Genomic DNA, 15225 nt, shown 5'->3' with positions numbered 1-15225 from the left:
AACTGGATCGGTACCGAGGACAGATCTTTAATTGGCATTTAAATTCTCTCCTTTGAATGGTCGTATCCACTGATGCTGCAATTGGCGATCCTCGTGGCCCTGCCCTCGAGCCTCTGTCACGGCTATCTCAACAAATTCGCGAGCCGCACTGTGTACTCCTCTGCCATCCGTAGCGGCGGTTCATGCGTACCGGCGTCGCAAACGTCTGGGCCGGCGCGGCCGACGACCCGATGCGGTTGGATAAGAGAGACGAGTTGTACTCACATTGGGGGCGGCCACGAAAAATTCGAGCCTGCTACGAGATGCCCGCCGTGTCACCAAACAGACTGAAGTCCTCGCTACTCATTCCCGTACCCTGGAATGTTCCTGCAATATGATGCTCGCACCAATTGTAAAGACCCAATGCGCACCCTTCGATAAAGCATGCTATGTTCTTAAATACTTACTCGTCGAACCGAGTTTTGGGTTCGCCGCTGAGTAGCCGCTTCAATGCATCAAAATGAAGATCGAAATGCGCACGGCCACCATATTTCAACTCCTTGTAGTTTAGCGGAGCTCCCATTTTCAAGGCGATCTCGTCTGAAATGGGCCTTAACTTTTTTCCTGTCCACATCGCGTAGAGCTGCGTTTGGCATGCACGCTCCAAATAGTACATGCGATCATACGCTTCGCCCACGGTGCGGCCAAGCACAACGATGCCGTGATTTCCCATGAACAGGATCGATTTGCCGCCTAGAACTTTGCCCAACCGATCGCCTTCTCCCGGGGTACTCCCGAATCCCGAATATCTGACATCATACGCTATGTCGTGAATGAAGCTCGCTTCTGTCTGCCCAATCGGCAATAGCCGCGAATCTTCTAAGCGAGTGAGCGCGCTCGCGTAGGGCGCATGTATGTGGAAGACATAGGGAGCATCCGGCCGCATCCGATGGATCGGCACGTGGATGCCGTAGGATGACCGCTCCACCTCACCCCGCCCTTTGATGACCCTCTTGTTGAAATCGACCGAGAGGAAGCAGCTCGCGGTAGCCTCCGACCAGTGCATGCCGAAGGGCAAACACAAGTACTGATCGGGATGATCCGGTACTATCGCCGTCAGGTGATTGAATATTCCTTCGGAGAATCCCTGAAGATGGGCGAGTCGATGGGCAGCTGCCATGTCAACCCGTTGATCCCATTCCGCTTGTGAGAATTGGCTGCGTTCCGTCTTTGGCTCATACATAGACATGACGATCCTCAATCGGGGGGAGTTTTAGGACAAGCGTTGCCGCTGTCGTCGGAGGATTCTCATAAGGTCAGCGTGATGACTAACGACGCCCTAAAGCCCGCGTTTGTTGGCGTTGTCACAGGCCAGATACCGTGTAAAGCTGCTGTTTACAAGATCTTCTCCCCCCCCAAATCCGAGAGGCGTCGATTTTCAGAGCCCATCGCGGATTCTAAGCAATTGAGGGTCCAGAAGTGCTGCATTTATTTCTGCGGCAGAGAAGGCAAATGCGGATTCCGCTCGATGTCGCCCGCTATTCCGAGATGATGTCGGCCGGGTGACGAGCCCTCTTTTGGCTCCCATACGGTCGTCCCTTTCGGCGTTGCGAAGGAAGACCCTGGATGCCGACGGAGAGGCTTGCGACGGTCTGTGCGCGATGTGATCAGGATAAAACCTGCGGGGCTGCCGAGCCGCGAGATTGCGCGGCGGTGGGAGCAGCCGCCTCGTCGGTGCGGCTGACGATCCGGCCGGTTCGAGGCCGCGGGCCTGACTTAGCCGCTGCCGCACGATATGATCGACGCAGTCTTGGAAGCGCGGCTGTTCGCCAAGTCCGGCACCAGCAACCAGCACGGGCATCGGCGCCTCGCCGAGCCCGACTGGGCAGCCGTGCACCGCGAGCTCAAGCGCAAGCACATGACGCTGTCGATCCTGTGGGAGGAGTACATTGCCGCCGAGCCCGGCGGGTACCGGCGCTCGCGCTTCTGCGAGCTCTACCGCGCCTGGGAGGGCCGCCTGTCGGTCACGATGCGGCACCGCCGCCGGCGCGGCCGCGCAAGCCTCGCGATAAGGCCAAGGTCGAGCAAGCCGTGCTCGTCGTCGAGCGCTGGCTGCTCGGTCGCCCGCGCCATCGCACCTTCCACAGCCTCGCCGAGGTCAACGCGGCGATCGGCGAGCTGCTAAGTATCCCTCCGTTGAGGGCCGCCTTGTTTGACGAACGCGATCGCTGCAGGTCCTAGGGGTAATCCTAGGAGAAGCGCTATGACGATTTCGAGGGCGGAGGTGATCACGTCGTTCGAGCGGCGGCGCCGCTGGTCGCAAGATGAGAAGGAACGGCTTGTTGCAGCGTCGCTGGAGCCCGGCGCCAATGTTTCCGAGGTGGCTCGCGTGGCCGGGCTTCATGTGAGCCAGCTGTTCAGGTGGCGCAAGGAGCTTTGCAGGCACGGCGAAGCGAGCATAGCGCCGTTTGTTCCGGTCGAGATTGGGGTCGTCCGCGCCACTGCGGGAGGTGGCCGAAGCGCCGTTGACGACGACGACGCGTCGACGCAAGAGCCACGGCATCATCGAGATTGATCTTGGTACCGGGCACATCCGGGTCGATGGCGACGTTGATGGAGACGCGCTACGTCGTGTTCTCGATGCTTTGGTCCGCCGATGATCCCAGTTCCCACGGGCGCGCGAGTGTGGCTCGCGACAGGCTACACGGACATGCGCCGAGGCTTTCCGTCGTTGGCACTCCAGGTGCAGGAGGTGCTGCGCAAGGACCCGCTCAGCGGTCATCTGTTCGTCTTCGGGGGTCGCCGAAGCGATCTTGTGAAGGTGATCTGGCACGATGGCCAGGGAGCATGCCTGTTCACCAAGAGACTCGAGAGAGGAAAGTTCGTCTGGCCATCGGTTGCGGGTGAAGCTGTGACGATCTCGCCGGCTCAGATGAGCTACCTGTTGTCCGGAATCGATTGGCGTAACCCTCAAGAAACCCATCGGCCGACGCGGGTCGGATAGCCGCTTTTACGATTTGAATCTGCTGCTCGATCTGATTCAATGGCTTCATGACATCGAAGCCGGACGATCTTCTTTCTGACCTCGCGAGCGCCTACCTTGCGCTGCTGGCCGAGCGAGAGATGTTGCAGGCTGAGCGCGATGTCGCCGTCGCGGATGCCGCCAGTGCGCGGGCGGAGCTGTCGGACAACGAAGCGCTGATCGCACATCTTGAGCTGCGGATCGAGAAGCTCAAGCGCGAACTGCACGGGCAGCGATCCGAGCGCTCGGCACGGCTGCTCGAGCAGTTGGAGTTGGAGCTCGAGGAACTCGTAACCACGGCGAGCGAGGATGAGCTTGCCGCTCAGGCGGCGGCGGCGAAGACGCAGAACGTCCGTCCCTTCACGCGTAAGCGGCCGGTGCGCAAGCCTTGGCCGGACGATATCGAACACGAGCGCGTCGTTGAAGCTCCAACGACCTGCGCCTGCTGCGGTGGATCACGGCTGGCGAAGATCGGCGAGGATGTGACCAAGACGCTGGAGGAGATCCCGCGCCGCTTCAAGGTCATAGAGACGGTACGCGAGAAGTTCACCTGCCGCGATTGCGAGACGATCAGTCGTTCCATGCCACGCCGCGCGGCTTCATCGGTCCACAATTGCTGGCGACCATCCTGTTCGACAGTAGGGTCGAGGACTGGCGCGCCGCTCGACCAAATTTTCGATCGCACACGTTTCCAGCCCCCGCCACATCGCACGCAGCATGCGGATTTCCCGCACTACGCGCTCCCATTTGCTTCGCACCAAGGCTTATTTGACCTATCGTGCTGGAGCGGCTTTCGCCTTGCCAGTACTCGCCCGGTAGCCATTAAACAGCTTCAAGGTATCGTACAGCCACGACCTACTCCACTGCTTCCAGCCGAAGCCTTTTCGTTTCCGAGCCTTCGCCAGATGGCGTCTGACCTTCTTCTCTACCCAGTTTCTGATGTAGGCGAAACATTTACCGGAATCGCCCATCGCGAAGTAGTTTACCCACCCTCGGAGCTTCGGATTGATCAGGCTTATCACCCGGCCAATCGGTTGCGACCGGTGGCGGCGAAACACTTCCTTGAGCCCCCGCAGAAGCGCCGTCCGCTTTTTGAGCTTGGGCGTGTAATACGGCCGCATCACTCCGCGCAGACTGCGGAGGTAGCGGAAGTCGAATCCCAGAAAGCCCAAGCTCTCGCCTCGTTCCAGATCGACTATGCGGCTCTTCTCATCATTCACTTCAACCTGCAGTTTGGTGAACTCTTCCCGTAATCGCTTGTCTATGGCACCGAGCAGCCAGTCATGTCGCTTGTGGGCGTCGATCAAGACCACCAGATCGTCAGCGAATCGTGCATATTCGACGTTGGTGTACTTGCCGCGACGAGTTACCTCACGCGCTCGCTCCAGCATCTTATCCACCTCGTTGAGGTAGAGATTACTGAGCAAGGGTGAAATTACCCCGCCCTGTGGAACCCCCTTCTTGCCAGATGCTTTCAGCATCAGCCGCAGCAGATGCAGAATTTCCTTGTCGTCGATTCGCAGAGCCACCTTCTCTAGCATCCGATCGTGCCGGATGTTGTCGAAATAGGCGCGCAAATCAACGTCGAGAATCCGCGTCTTCCGCTCGGCTACCGCCTGGGCAACTCGCTTGATCGCTTCATGTGCCGTACGCTTGGGCCGATATCCAAACGATCCCGGTTGGAAATCCGCCTCGAATACAGGTTCGAGTACGAGCTTGAGCGCGCCTTGCACCACTCTGTCGCGAATAGCCGGAAGCGACAGAACGCGGACCTTGGAGCCCCCGTCCTTCGGTATTTCCCGCTTCCTTGATGGGAGTGGCTGATAGCTGCGCCCGATCAGTTCGTCCCGTAATTGTTCGAGTAGCGACTCCACGCCTCGCGCTTCGATGGCTTCGAACGTCACTCCGTCTATTCCCGGAGCGCCGTCGTTTTCTTTCGCCATCTCATACGCTGCGCGCAGCGTCTCCATCTTACACACGTGGACGTATAGACCCCAGAAACGCCAAGACGGTTCAGCCTTCGCCTTGACGTATAGCCTCCGCCTCAGGTCCTGCAAATCGATGGACGCCTTTGTCATCTCGTCCTTGCCTTCCTTACGTTGGAGACATCACAAATGGCAGGGTCCCTTCGCTCCACGGGTGTTACCCCGCTTCAGCGCTACTGCGGACCCGGCCGCCACCTTCTCATCTTCGGCCGATTTCCCGGGGGCGCCGGTTATACGGCCTACCTTCTTCCGGCGATTTCTCTCCGGGATGAGGAAGGCTTCTCCAGTTGCTTTGCATGTCCTTGTCACCGTGCTGTCGCTTTCACCCCGCCGAAATGATCCGTCGCATCAGTTAGCATTCGTCGGATCATGCTGCCTTCGCCCCTAAACTGCGGGCTCGGCTTTCGGTTCTGAGCATTTTCGAGGCCACAGCGCGTTCTCTTTTGATACGGCCCGGTGACTCGTGAGCTCCCCAAGGGAGTCTTTGTCGATAGGCTTCAGAAATTCGGTTTCTCTCCTTTCTGCTATCCACACTACGGGGAGCTAACTTTTTCCCCGGCAGGACTAACTCCTGCTGAACATGCCAGCCTTCGCTGGACGCACAGTTCGGCATGCATATCCCGCTCAACCGCCAAAGCGCGCGCTTCAAGAGCGAGAGGATCGACCTGTCGTTGTCGACGCTGGCGGACCAGGTCGGCCACGGGACCTTCGCGGTCATGCCGCTCTTCCACCTGATCGAACGCCATGTGCTCGCTGCCGAGCGCCTTCATGGCGATGACACTACCATCCGGATCCTGGCGAAGGGCAAGTGCACGACCGGACGGATCTGGACGTATGTACGGGATGATCGGCCCTTTGCCGGGCCTGCGCCGCCTGCGGCGGTCTATTACGCCTCGGGTGACCGACGAGGCGAGCATCCCCAGAAGCATCTGGCCGCCTTCGCCGGCATCCTGCAAGCCGATTGCTACAACGGCTTCGAGCCGCTGTTCGATCCGCAGAAGAAGACACTACCAATTACGCCGGCGTATTGCTTTGCCCATGCCCGGCGAGGCTTCTTCGAGCTGGCTGACATCGAGAAAAATGCTCGGGAGGGCAAGAAGGGTAAACCGGTCTCCCCGATCGCACTGGAGGCGGTCAAGCGGCTGGACGCGTTGTTCGAGATCGAGCGCGCCATCAACGGCTGTGACGCTGACGACCGGCGCGCCGTCCGCCAGGAACAGAGCAAGCCGCTTCTCGACGACATGCACGCCTGGCTGCTGCGCGAGCGCGAAACCCTCTCGCGCTCGTCCGAGGTCCTGAAGCCGATCAACTACATGCTCAGGCGCTGGGAGGGCTTCGCCCGCTTCCTCGACGACGGCAGGATCTGCTTGACCAACAATTGCGCTGAACGCGCATTGAGAGGCATCGCCTTGGGACGGCGCAACTGGACCTTCGCCGGCAGCCAGCGTGGGGCCAACCGTGCCGCCATCATGCTGACGATGATCACGACGTGTCGTCTCAATGACGTCGATCCAAAGGCCTGGCTTGCCGACGTCCTCACCCGTATCGCCGATCTTCCCACTTCGCGTCTGCACGAACTGCTGCCCTGGGAATGGAAGCTTCTGCGCCAGGCTGCAGAGCCCTCCGATCAGCGGGCCGCCTGATCTTCACCCAACGCCATCATAGCGCTCTCGAGACCCGCGCGCAGTGCGTCAATCGGGCGGCCCTCGTCGTGTGCGTACGCTGCTAACGCGGCTGAATGAGGAGCGGCCGATCCGGCGGCGGCGTGACCGCCGCAGGCTGCTCGAGGAGGATCGACCGGCCGGCGCTCAAACCCTTGCCGGAAAGCCCCCTAAGTGCATGCTGAGTTGCGGATCCGCCGCGTCAGCAGATTACCACGTCGAGGTGGAGAAGCATTGCTACAGCGTCCCGCACCGCTTCGCGGGCGCCGAGGTCGAGGTGCGGCTTACCGCCCGCATCGTCGAGATCCTCGACAAGGGCGAGCGGATCGCCGCGCATCCGCGCTAACGGCTGGCGCCGCGGCCGCTCGGCAATCGACATCGGTGCGTGCACCTACGGTTCGGTCAAATCGATCCTGGCCAACAATCTCGATCGGCGTCCCGCTCCCAAGCGCTCCGCGGGCGGCGCGCCGATCCTGCATGCCGACATCCGCGGACCACGATACTACAATTACGAGACCACCCCTTGCGCACCACCCGACCCTCGACCGCCTCAACGCCCTCGGCCTCCACGGCATGGCCAAGGCCTTCGTCGACATCGAAGCAACCGGCGAGGCCGCGAGTCTCGGCCACGCCGAATGGCTCGCGCTGCTGCTCGAACGTGAAGCCTCGCTGCGCCACAACAAGCGGCTTGCCACCCGCCTGCTCGACGCCAAAAGTTGCGCCAGCAGGCGTATGTTGAAGACGTCGACTACCACATCCCGCTCGACCGCGCGCTGTTCGCCAAACTTGTCGAGGCCGCTGGATCGACGACCAAACCAACCTGTTGATCTGCGGACCGGCCGTCGTCGGCAAGAGCTGGCTCCGCCTCGGCGCTCGGCCACAAGGCCTGCCGCGACAATCGCTGCGTCCTCTACCAGCGCGTCCCGCGCCTGTTGACGGATGAATTGCGGGCAGTTCACCTATCCGTCCGCCTTCGGATTGGAATTTAACTCCTTGCGGAGGAAGCAGTGGCAGGTCAGAGCCCGTTCGGCTCGGTGGCAATATTGCGGACGGCGCCATTGAGAAGAAACAGCGCGTGTTGCTTGATTGATGGCTCTGGAATGTTCACATCCTGACTGGTGGCGACTGAGAACGAGCGGCAGATCTCAACGGCCAAGAGCGGCTCAACTTGTCAAACACTATGCGACGCCACGCTCACATACTCGAAAAATGGATTGGAAGCTAAAAAAAGCGCTCCGGCGGGCATGCCGGAGGCATTTTGGAGGTCAGGCGAGATTTAGCGATCGAGTCTTTTCGCTTTGGTTTGGCAGCGTGTCACCAGTTGCGCTGAGCGTGGAGCAGCATCGTCAGGCTATTTTGATTCTTCAGCTCATACGCAGCGCCTGGCTTTGCAATACCCGACTGCAGCGGCAGCGTCACGGTGCTTCCGCTCGCGTACTTCTGGTCCAGCATTGTGTAATTGATTTCGGCCAAGAAGGTCAGGCCCTTGACGGGGGTCCAGGAGGTGTATGTACCGACACTCGAATAGTTGAAGTCTGGGTTACAGCCGGCGACCCCGTTCGACAAAGCGAGTCCTGTGACTACAGCATTGCAGATGTAGCCCTTGGCTGTGCCGTTGTAACGAACAGCGGCCCATCCACCGTAGATGGTGGTGGCCCAGTGCGGATTCCAGTTGTGAGTGTAGCCACCGTTAAAACCGAAGGTGGTGGTCAACTCCTGGCCGGAGCCCGTCACGAACACTGAGTCAGAAAGACCGGCAACTCCGATGCTCTGGTAAACACCCGCCAAGTTCGTACCGCCGTACATCGCGAAGGTGCTGCCAAAATAGCTATTGAAGTTATAACGGCTTGCACCTTTCGTATACACGCCGGCCATATTGATTGTGTCGCCCGGGCCAGTCGGGATATTCTTGATTGATAATGCCAGCAGACCAGCCCAGCCCCATTTGTCATCCGGATGACCGGTGAGCTCGGTTGCACCATAGTAAGCCGAATGGTTGTCGTGAGCGGCAAGCGACGCTTGGAAGAGGCCCCAGGACTGGTCAACACGAAGCATGGCAATGAAGTCTGGAGCGCGCGTTCCGCCAATGTCATTGGCACCGTACGAACCAGAGGCGATACCGGCGGGCGACGCAGCGCTCACGTTCCAGATGTTGGTTGTGTAGCTGACGACTTGATCCTGGGCCGAGAAGGAGGCCGTGATGCCCTGGCCGAAATCGGCGGTGTAGGTGAGTTGGTTCACGGGGTCCCAGCCGCTGCCGCCTACCACGTCGTACCAGTTGGCCGGATAGTCGGCCCATGGCGGGGAGAACTGCGATTGCGCCTTACCGATTGTGAAACCAGCGAACTGGATAAAGGCGTAGTAGACAGCGAGCGTACCGCCAGCGACAGCGCCCGGATTGGCGTTGTTCGGCGCCTGAGCGCCGCCGATTGACTGGTAAACGGTAGACCCGTTTCCTTGCCCGCTGTAGCTCCCCGTTGTCCATCTGTAGCCGGCCAAAAAGTAGGTGCGGAGCAGACCATACTCGGTCGCAGTGCGAGTATCGATGCCCAGATTCGCCTGAGCTCGCCACGTATAGTTGTTGCTAAGGCGGTTTTGCGCGCCACCCGCACCGAAGTCGGCGGTGCCAGCGATAACATTTGACCGCACGGTGATCCAGTTTCGCGCATAACCGCTAAGCTTGATGCAAGTCTCGGTGCCCGGGATGTAGTAGAATCCGGCGCCATAGAGCGAGCACACCTTTACGTACTCGATAGGTTTCGCCTTCATCGGAAGATCGGCCGAGTGCGCCCCGCCCCCCGCAAACATCGCCACAGAGCAGAGGATAAGAATCTTTGTCAGCTTCATTGATGAACCTCCAAGCTGGAAATATCGTTTCGTCCTTCCAAGGTCCGCCTCGACTAGCTCGCCGACGGGCGGGTTCTCGACGGAACACGTCGAGGCGCCCCCCTCGCCGTCGACTAGAATTTAATTGTCACAATCAATTGTTTCAATCAATCATTTTGATTGCGTGTTTTTCTTGCGAAATGTCGTAATTTGGCAACACTCGAGTTTGTTTCCGCGAAAAAGCGGGGTTTCTCACCCGGATTTGTTATCGGTAAAGCTTACTAAAGGCTTCACAATTAGTTCAGGCGGTGAGCGGATACTAAAGCGGGCCGGAAACATTATAAATTTTAATTGCACAACTTAATTTTATCCAGAAGACGCCTAGGTTGGTGAAGTGTCCGAAACGGATATGTGCAATCTAGCTAACGAGAAAGCGCCCGTGGTTGGGCAAGAGATGGAAAGACCAGCATGGCCGAAAAAGAACAAGCTATTAGAGCTGTTACGGACTTCATCTGGAACATTGTCGAGATTCACTCTCAACTCGAGGCAATACACAAAACTTGGGGTGAGCTGTTAGGAATGACCGAACCACAGTGGTTAATCCTGATGGCCATTGACGAACTTGACCAAGGTCGCGGCGTTTCGGGAATTGCAGTTGCGAACAAACTAAGAATTCACCCCGCCTTTGTTACTAACCAGACAAAAAAACTCGAAAACATGCGGTTCCTGACTCGCGTAACATCGCCTGATGACGCAAGGTTTCTGCAGATCTCGCTGACAGAAAAGGCGCGGGCGGAAATCACGAATCTGTCGGATAAGAGACAAGCCCTCCACTCGACCATGTTTGGCGGGCTGGATGAGGAGTCGCTTGATTATCTCAATAGGCGGCTAACCTCGATCGCCAAGAATAGCCGGCTCGCATCGCAAAAATTGAATTTAGGCGCGTTGTAGGCACGAAGCGATGATGCTTACCCACGAAGAGCACAAATTCGTAAGCCGTGATCGCTAGGTAGTCGCCTGTGAACAAGCCTGTAAGCGATTGAGCGGGAGTCTGTTTTTGGGATTTGACGGCGTTTGAGATTGCAGGGATTTGAGGCTTGATGGCCGCAAACCTTGCAAATTCGTTTTGTGGATTCCTCTCCGCTGTGAACCGTGCTTCTGTGGTGCACCGGAGGGATGATGCGGCCGAAGAAGCACAAGACGACGGGATCGAACGATCTGTTCCGGGCACGGCTGGACCAGATCATCAACATGAAGCACGAGCTCGTTCTGCTTGCCGGCAAGATCGACTGGGACTGGATCGACGGCGAGATCGCCCCGCTCTACAGCGAGAACGGCAGGCCGGGGATCGAGACCCGCTTCATGATCGGGCTGCTGTTGCTCAAGCACATTTACGGGCTGTCCGATGAGGGGGTGTGCGAGCGCTGGGTGCACGATCCGTACTTCCAGTTCTTCACCGGCGAAGAGTTTTTCCGGCACGTTTTCCCGCACGAGCGCTCGGACCTGAGCCATTGGCGCAAGCGGCTCGGCGACAAGCTGGAGCAGTTGTTGGCCGAGAGCCTTCGGGTGGCGCACGAGACCGGTGCGTTACGCAGCCAGGACCTCAAGCGGGTCACGGTCGACACCACAGTGCAACCAAAGGCCATCAGCTTCCCGACCGACGCCAAACTGCTGCATGCAGCGATCCGGGGGCTGAACCGCCTGGCGAGGAAGCACGGGGTCAAGCTGCGGCAATCCTATTGTCGCGTGGCCAAAAGCGCGGCGATGATGGCGGGCCGTTACGCTCATGCCAAACAGTTCAACCGGCATCAGCGGCAGCTGCGTATCCTGCGCAGCCGGCTGGGGCGGATCATCCGCGACATCCGCCGCAAGATCGAGGGCGAGGCGACGCTGGAGGAGGCGTTCGCCCTCCCGCTTGGCCGGGCCTCGCAGATCCGCTCGCAGCAGCAGCGCCAGCGCGGTTTCAAGCTTTATTCTTTCCATGCCCCGGAGGTGGAGTGCATCGGCAAGGGCAAGGCCGCCGCACCTTATGAGTTCGGCGTAAAGGCCTCCATCGTCACCAACAATCGCCGCGCCCCCGGTGGCCTGTTCGTGCTGCATGCCAGGTCGCTGCCCGACAACCCTTACGACGGTCACACGTTGCGGGATGTTATGGACCGCACCGAGACACTCACCGGCTGTGCGATCGAGCGGGCCTACGTCGACAAGGGCTACCGCGGCCACGACGCGCAAAATCCCCGCCGCGTCTTCATCTCCGGCCAGAAGCGCGGTGTTTTCGGCGCCATCAAGCGTGAGCTGCGCCGCCGCTCCGCCATTGAGCCCATCATCGGACACCTCAAAGCCGAAGGACACCTCGGCCGGTGCTACCTCAAGGGCCGCGCCGGCGATGCCGCCAACGTCGTTCTCTCCGCCGTCGGACACAACCTCCGTCGCATCCTCGCCTGGTTCAGAGAACTTTTGCGCCTGTTGTTGGTCTCGCTCTGGCGCACGCTCAACTGTCCAGCTCAGCTCAATCCGGCTTCTTAACGGTCGACTAGGTATCCCTCCTTTGAGGGCCGCCTTGTTTGACGGACGCGAGCGCTGCAGTCCTAGGAGAAGCGCTATGACGATTTCGCGGGCAGAGGTGATCACATCGGTCGAGCGGCGGCGTCGGTGGTCGCAAGATGAGAAGGAACGGCTCGTTGCAGCATCGCTCGAGCCCGGAGCCAGTGTCTCCGAGGTGGCTCGCATGGCTGGTCTTCATGTGAGCCAGCTGTTCCGGTGGCGCAAAGAGCTTTGCAAGCACCGGTGAAGCGAGTATAGCGCCGTTCGTGCCGGTCGAGATTGGACCGTCCGTGCCGCCGCGGGAAGTGGCCGAAGCGCCTTTGACGATGACGGCGCGTCGACGGAAGAGCGTAAGCGGCAAGCTGAGCTTTCAATTACCCATAATTGTTGCCTCGATTGCGGCTCCAAGTTCGATGTCGGTCAGCCGCGATAGTCCGCGCCAGATCACGGTATTTCCTGGAGGCGGATCGTTGGCTCGGGCTAAATATCCTCCGAGCCGCGCGATCTTGACGACATAGTGCGAGAGCGTGCTTCGTCGAGAGCAATCACCACCCCTGTCTTTCACCAAATGATCAAGAAGCCTGATTTCGGGATCCGTCAGCGCCGTTTGCGGTACGGCATTCGGCGAGGAGCGACTGAGCATCGTCATCCAGAAGACGCGCCAACTCACAATGCATCCGATCGATATAGGAAGCAGATCACAAAGTCGTCAAAATAAGGCACCCAGTCGGGCTTCGCCCCGCAGTCGGCCCTTCACCACGCGGTCGAACAAGAGGTCGAGAACGTAATAAAGGTAGAGGTTGCTCAAAAGTACACTGATCGGTCTGCCTTGTGGCTTTCCTTGTTCGCTCGGATACATGGCTGTGTATTCCAAGACAACAGCTTTCAACCGAGCGCCGGATGAAGCTGATCAGGCGCGGATCACCCGATGTTCGATAAACCGGGGGAGTCAATCATGGTCGAGACTCCCGAAGACGTTCTTCAAATCCGCCTCCAACATCCACTGATCATGCTTCAACTTCGGCCTGCTTCTGCGATGGCTAGCAGAGCTTTTGCGCGTTCGAAACCGTCCCAAATCAAAACTCCCTTGAGCCGGCCGCCGCACTGGTTCTTCACGGAACAGCCATGATCCTGAGGCGCTCAAGCGGCCCCTGGCCGAGCGGCACGGGAGCGAGCGGCTGCGTCAGATCGTCATTAAGGAACTGCGAACGCTACCCGGCCGAGAAATTCCCGAAGAGCGGATTACACCTCCAGCACCTTCAGCAGGTCGCAGCCTGTCCGGCTTGCACTTATCGTTTACGCTTGCTGCGTAAACTGATTAAGTGGCCGCTTGAGACCGAGGTTCTCTCTTAGCGTTTTTCCGGAATATCCAGATCTGAATTTGCCTCGTCGGCGCAATTCGGGAACGATGAGATCAATAAAATCCTTCAGTCCGCCAGGAAGTGCCGCTGGGAGAACATTGAAGCCATCAGCCGCACGTTGATCAAATGTATCCACCATCGCGTTGGCAACTTGGTCCGGCGTTCCGACAACCATAAGATGGCCTTTGCTGTCCGATATAAAACGGATCAGTTGTCTCCAGGTGAATTTCTGACGCGCCGCCTGGTCGAGAAGCAGCCTCTGACGACTCCGCATGAAATTTGTCTGCGGTAATACTTCGGGTACTAATGAGTCCAGATTCATTGAACGTAGCTCGGTAACAGAACCCAGCGCGCGATCGGCCAATGCAATTTGCACGTCGATGTGCATATGCGAACGTAGCCTTTCAAGCTTTTCGGACGCCTCTTGCTGAGTCCTCCCAACGATCGGGACAATGCCCGGCATGACCAGAACCTGATCGTCTTCCCGCCCAAGAGAGCGCGCTTTCTCCTTGAGAATCGCATAGTATCGCTTACCGTTTTCCAACGAAGGTTCGGCGGTGAAAACGACCTCGCCGACTTCCGCAGCGAATGCTATTCCAGCATCGGATGCGCCAGCCTGAACCAATACGGGATACCCTTGTGGCGGCCTTGCGACATTCAGTGGGCCTCTGACTGCTAAGTGTTCCCCTCGGTGGTCGAGCAAATGCAGCTTCGAAGTGTCAACGAAAATACCACTTTGCTTGTTGCGAATAAAAGCGTCATCTTCCCACGTATCCCAAAGACCCTTGACGACTTTTACGAATTCTCTCGCTCGAACATAGCGAGCGTCATGATCTGGAAGTTCCTTTTCACCGAAATTTGGGGCTTCGAATTTAAGGGTTGACGTGACTATGTTCCAGGCAGCACGCCCCACCGATAGGTGATCAAGCGAGGCGAACATGCGTGCGAGATGATAAGGATGATTGTACGTAGTTGTCGCCGTTCCGACAAGGCCGATAAGTTGTGTTCTCGATGATAGCGCGGACAAGAGCGTGATTGGTTCGAACCCATCGTTTCGGCTTGAACGAGCTATATGTGCATCGTCTAATTCGGATACGCTTGGGGTATCAGCCAGAAATATGAAGTGAAATGCCGCCCCCTCCGCAAGCGCCGCCAGATGAGTATAATGGCCTATATCAACTCCGCAGTTCGCTAATACGTTCGGATCGCGCCATGCACCCTCGTGATATCCCGCGTCAAAGAGGAATACTCCCAGCTTCATTTCATCATTGCGTCGCATGCAGCACCTCCGTGCGAATTGGACTATCGTCGCGAACCAGTTCAGTTAGTGCAGTGTTTTCCAGTAGGCCACAGAAGTGCCGAGCCGAATTTCTTAAATCCCGGTTCCCTGTCGGCACCGAAAGCTTATTCGGCCGCATAGCTACTAGCTTTCCATCGCCCACTAAGTTGCGCACAATGGACGGCGGCCAATGTGAGTGAAACGGCCGGCTCTTTCTTGCTGAGTCACGATCAACCAGCACGGCCAGTGCCCACTCTGCGCCCACCGATATCACCTAACTCTCTCTGGGAAGCGTCGCTCGTAATGCGGTGGCCGGGAGAGCACGAGTAGGCCCGATGCCTAGATTCCCGTAAGACCGGATCGCTCCGCGATCGCGCCGGAAAGCTCATCATGCGCCTCCATGACGAAAGACAAGTCGGATAAAACTCAGCAAATGGAACTCCTGGTCGAGGCGAGCCGATGCACGATCAGGGCTGCTGACGACAAGCGAGCTTGGTCGATGTTGCATACCCGAATTCCTTAAAACGTCACTTTCCTGACCCGACACTCATCGTGGGATTAGCTGACA

At 58.4% G+C, this 15225-nt stretch carries 12 protein-coding genes and 4 pseudogenes; 10 read left to right on the top strand and 6 right to left on the bottom strand.

The window, feature by feature from the left end:
• Window positions 1-442: 442 nt before the first annotated feature.
• Window positions 443-1228, bottom strand: a complete 786-nt coding sequence (locus tag ACVW1B_RS01515; protein WP_253603621.1) for a class II aldolase/adducin family protein — start codon at window positions 1226-1228, stop codon at window positions 443-445.
• A 393-nt stretch (window positions 1229-1621) separates the two neighbouring features.
• Between ACVW1B_RS01515 and ACVW1B_RS01510 the strand changes: the two are divergent.
• From ACVW1B_RS01510 to ACVW1B_RS01495, 4 genes and pseudogenes are all read left to right on the top strand, one after another.
• Window positions 1622-2166, top strand: a pseudogene (locus ACVW1B_RS01510) (hypothetical protein); the annotation flags it as partial.
• Between the two features lie 76 nt (window positions 2167-2242).
• Entirely contained in the window at window positions 2243-2554 is a 312-nt protein-coding gene (locus ACVW1B_RS01505) for a transposase (RefSeq protein WP_253603622.1), read from the top strand.
• 81 nt (window positions 2555-2635) lie between these two features.
• The gene (tnpB, locus tag ACVW1B_RS01500) at window positions 2636-2983 is read left to right on the top strand and encodes an IS66 family insertion sequence element accessory protein TnpB (protein ID WP_253603624.1); all 348 of its coding nucleotides are present in this window, start codon (window positions 2636-2638) and stop codon (window positions 2981-2983) included.
• A gap of 47 nt (window positions 2984-3030) precedes the next feature.
• Window positions 3031-3638: pseudogene (locus tag ACVW1B_RS01495) on the top strand (IS66 family transposase zinc-finger binding domain-containing protein); the annotation flags it as partial.
• A gap of 136 nt (window positions 3639-3774) precedes the next feature.
• Here the strand turns inward: ACVW1B_RS01495 and ltrA are convergent.
• Complete coding sequence (gene ltrA, locus ACVW1B_RS01490) at window positions 3775-4971, bottom strand: group II intron reverse transcriptase/maturase (protein WP_253603626.1); 1197 nt, start codon at window positions 4969-4971, stop codon at window positions 3775-3777.
• Between the two features lie 617 nt (window positions 4972-5588).
• Here ltrA and tnpC point away from each other — a divergent pair.
• From tnpC to ACVW1B_RS01475, 3 genes and pseudogenes are all read left to right on the top strand, one after another.
• Window positions 5589-6629: pseudogene (gene tnpC, locus ACVW1B_RS01485) on the top strand (IS66 family transposase); the annotation flags it as partial.
• Window positions 6630-6825: 196 nt separating this feature from the next.
• A complete protein-coding gene (locus ACVW1B_RS01480; RefSeq protein ID WP_253603628.1) occupies window positions 6826-6993 on the top strand; it encodes a Mu transposase domain-containing protein in 168 nt (55 codons plus the stop codon).
• A gap of 131 nt (window positions 6994-7124) precedes the next feature.
• A pseudogene (locus ACVW1B_RS01475) lies at window positions 7125-7579 on the top strand (ATP-binding protein); the annotation flags it as partial.
• 83 nt (window positions 7580-7662) lie between these two features.
• On the opposite strand, the gene ACVW1B_RS01470 reads toward ACVW1B_RS01475, so the two are convergent.
• Window positions 7663-7803 carry a hypothetical protein gene (locus tag ACVW1B_RS01470; protein ID WP_253603630.1) on the bottom strand — a complete coding sequence of 47 codons (141 nt, stop codon included), beginning with the start codon at window positions 7801-7803 and terminating at the stop codon, window positions 7663-7665.
• Window positions 7804-7961: 158 nt separating this feature from the next.
• A complete protein-coding gene (locus tag ACVW1B_RS01465; RefSeq protein WP_253603632.1) occupies window positions 7962-9494 on the bottom strand; it encodes a porin in 1533 nt (510 codons plus the stop codon).
• A 447-nt stretch (window positions 9495-9941) separates the two neighbouring features.
• Here ACVW1B_RS01465 and ACVW1B_RS01460 point away from each other — a divergent pair, with 447 nt between their 5' ends.
• The 3 genes from ACVW1B_RS01460 (at window position 9942) to ACVW1B_RS01450 (ending at window position 12264) form a co-directional block, all read left to right on the top strand.
• Entirely contained in the window at window positions 9942-10424 is a 483-nt protein-coding gene (locus ACVW1B_RS01460; protein ID WP_253603634.1) for a MarR family winged helix-turn-helix transcriptional regulator, read from the top strand.
• Between the two features lie 228 nt (window positions 10425-10652).
• Window positions 10653-11999, top strand: a complete 1347-nt coding sequence (locus tag ACVW1B_RS01455; protein WP_069280586.1) for an IS5 family transposase — start codon at window positions 10653-10655, stop codon at window positions 11997-11999.
• Between the two features lie 76 nt (window positions 12000-12075).
• Complete coding sequence (locus ACVW1B_RS01450) at window positions 12076-12264, top strand: transposase (RefSeq protein WP_253603636.1); 189 nt, start codon at window positions 12076-12078, stop codon at window positions 12262-12264.
• A gap of 123 nt (window positions 12265-12387) precedes the next feature.
• On the opposite strand, the gene ACVW1B_RS01445 is transcribed toward ACVW1B_RS01450, so the two are convergent.
• Window positions 12388-12666 (bottom strand): hypothetical protein, encoded by a 279-nt coding sequence (locus ACVW1B_RS01445; protein WP_253603638.1) that lies wholly within the window; start codon window positions 12664-12666, stop codon window positions 12388-12390.
• 647 nt (window positions 12667-13313) lie between these two features.
• Entirely contained in the window at window positions 13314-14657 is a 1344-nt protein-coding gene (locus ACVW1B_RS01440) for an LLM class flavin-dependent oxidoreductase (protein ID WP_253603640.1), read from the bottom strand.
• Between the last annotated feature and the right edge of the window lie 568 nt (window positions 14658-15225).

It is taken from the genome of Bradyrhizobium sp. USDA 4502 (genome assembly GCF_054063355.1).
This window is presented reverse-complemented; position numbering and strand designations above follow the sequence as displayed.

What these genes read in the sequence shown, in the direction of transcription:
- ACVW1B_RS01515 (WP_253603621.1), bottom strand. Translation starts at nt 1,228, where the DNA reads ATGTCTATGTATGAGCCAAAGACGGAACGCAGCCAATTCTCACAAGCG.
- ACVW1B_RS01505 (WP_253603622.1), top strand. Translation starts at nt 2,243, where the DNA reads ATGACGATTTCGAGGGCGGAGGTGATCACGTCGTTCGAGCGGCGGCGC.
- tnpB (WP_253603624.1), top strand. Translation starts at nt 2,636, where the DNA reads ATGATCCCAGTTCCCACGGGCGCGCGAGTGTGGCTCGCGACAGGCTAC.
- ltrA (WP_253603626.1), bottom strand. Translation starts at nt 4,971, where the DNA reads ATGGAGACGCTGCGCGCAGCGTATGAGATGGCGAAAGAAAACGACGGC.
- ACVW1B_RS01480 (WP_253603628.1), top strand. Translation starts at nt 6,826, where the DNA reads ATGCTGAGTTGCGGATCCGCCGCGTCAGCAGATTACCACGTCGAGGTG.
- ACVW1B_RS01465 (WP_253603632.1), bottom strand. Translation starts at nt 9,494, where the DNA reads ATGAAGCTGACAAAGATTCTTATCCTCTGCTCTGTGGCGATGTTTGCG.
- ACVW1B_RS01460 (WP_253603634.1), top strand. Translation starts at nt 9,942, where the DNA reads ATGGCCGAAAAAGAACAAGCTATTAGAGCTGTTACGGACTTCATCTGG.
- ACVW1B_RS01455 (WP_069280586.1), top strand. Translation starts at nt 10,653, where the DNA reads ATGCGGCCGAAGAAGCACAAGACGACGGGATCGAACGATCTGTTCCGG.
- ACVW1B_RS01450 (WP_253603636.1), top strand. Translation starts at nt 12,076, where the DNA reads ATGACGATTTCGCGGGCAGAGGTGATCACATCGGTCGAGCGGCGGCGT.
- ACVW1B_RS01445 (WP_253603638.1), bottom strand. Translation starts at nt 12,666, where the DNA reads ATGACGATGCTCAGTCGCTCCTCGCCGAATGCCGTACCGCAAACGGCG.
- ACVW1B_RS01440 (WP_253603640.1), bottom strand. Translation starts at nt 14,657, where the DNA reads ATGCGACGCAATGATGAAATGAAGCTGGGAGTATTCCTCTTTGACGCG.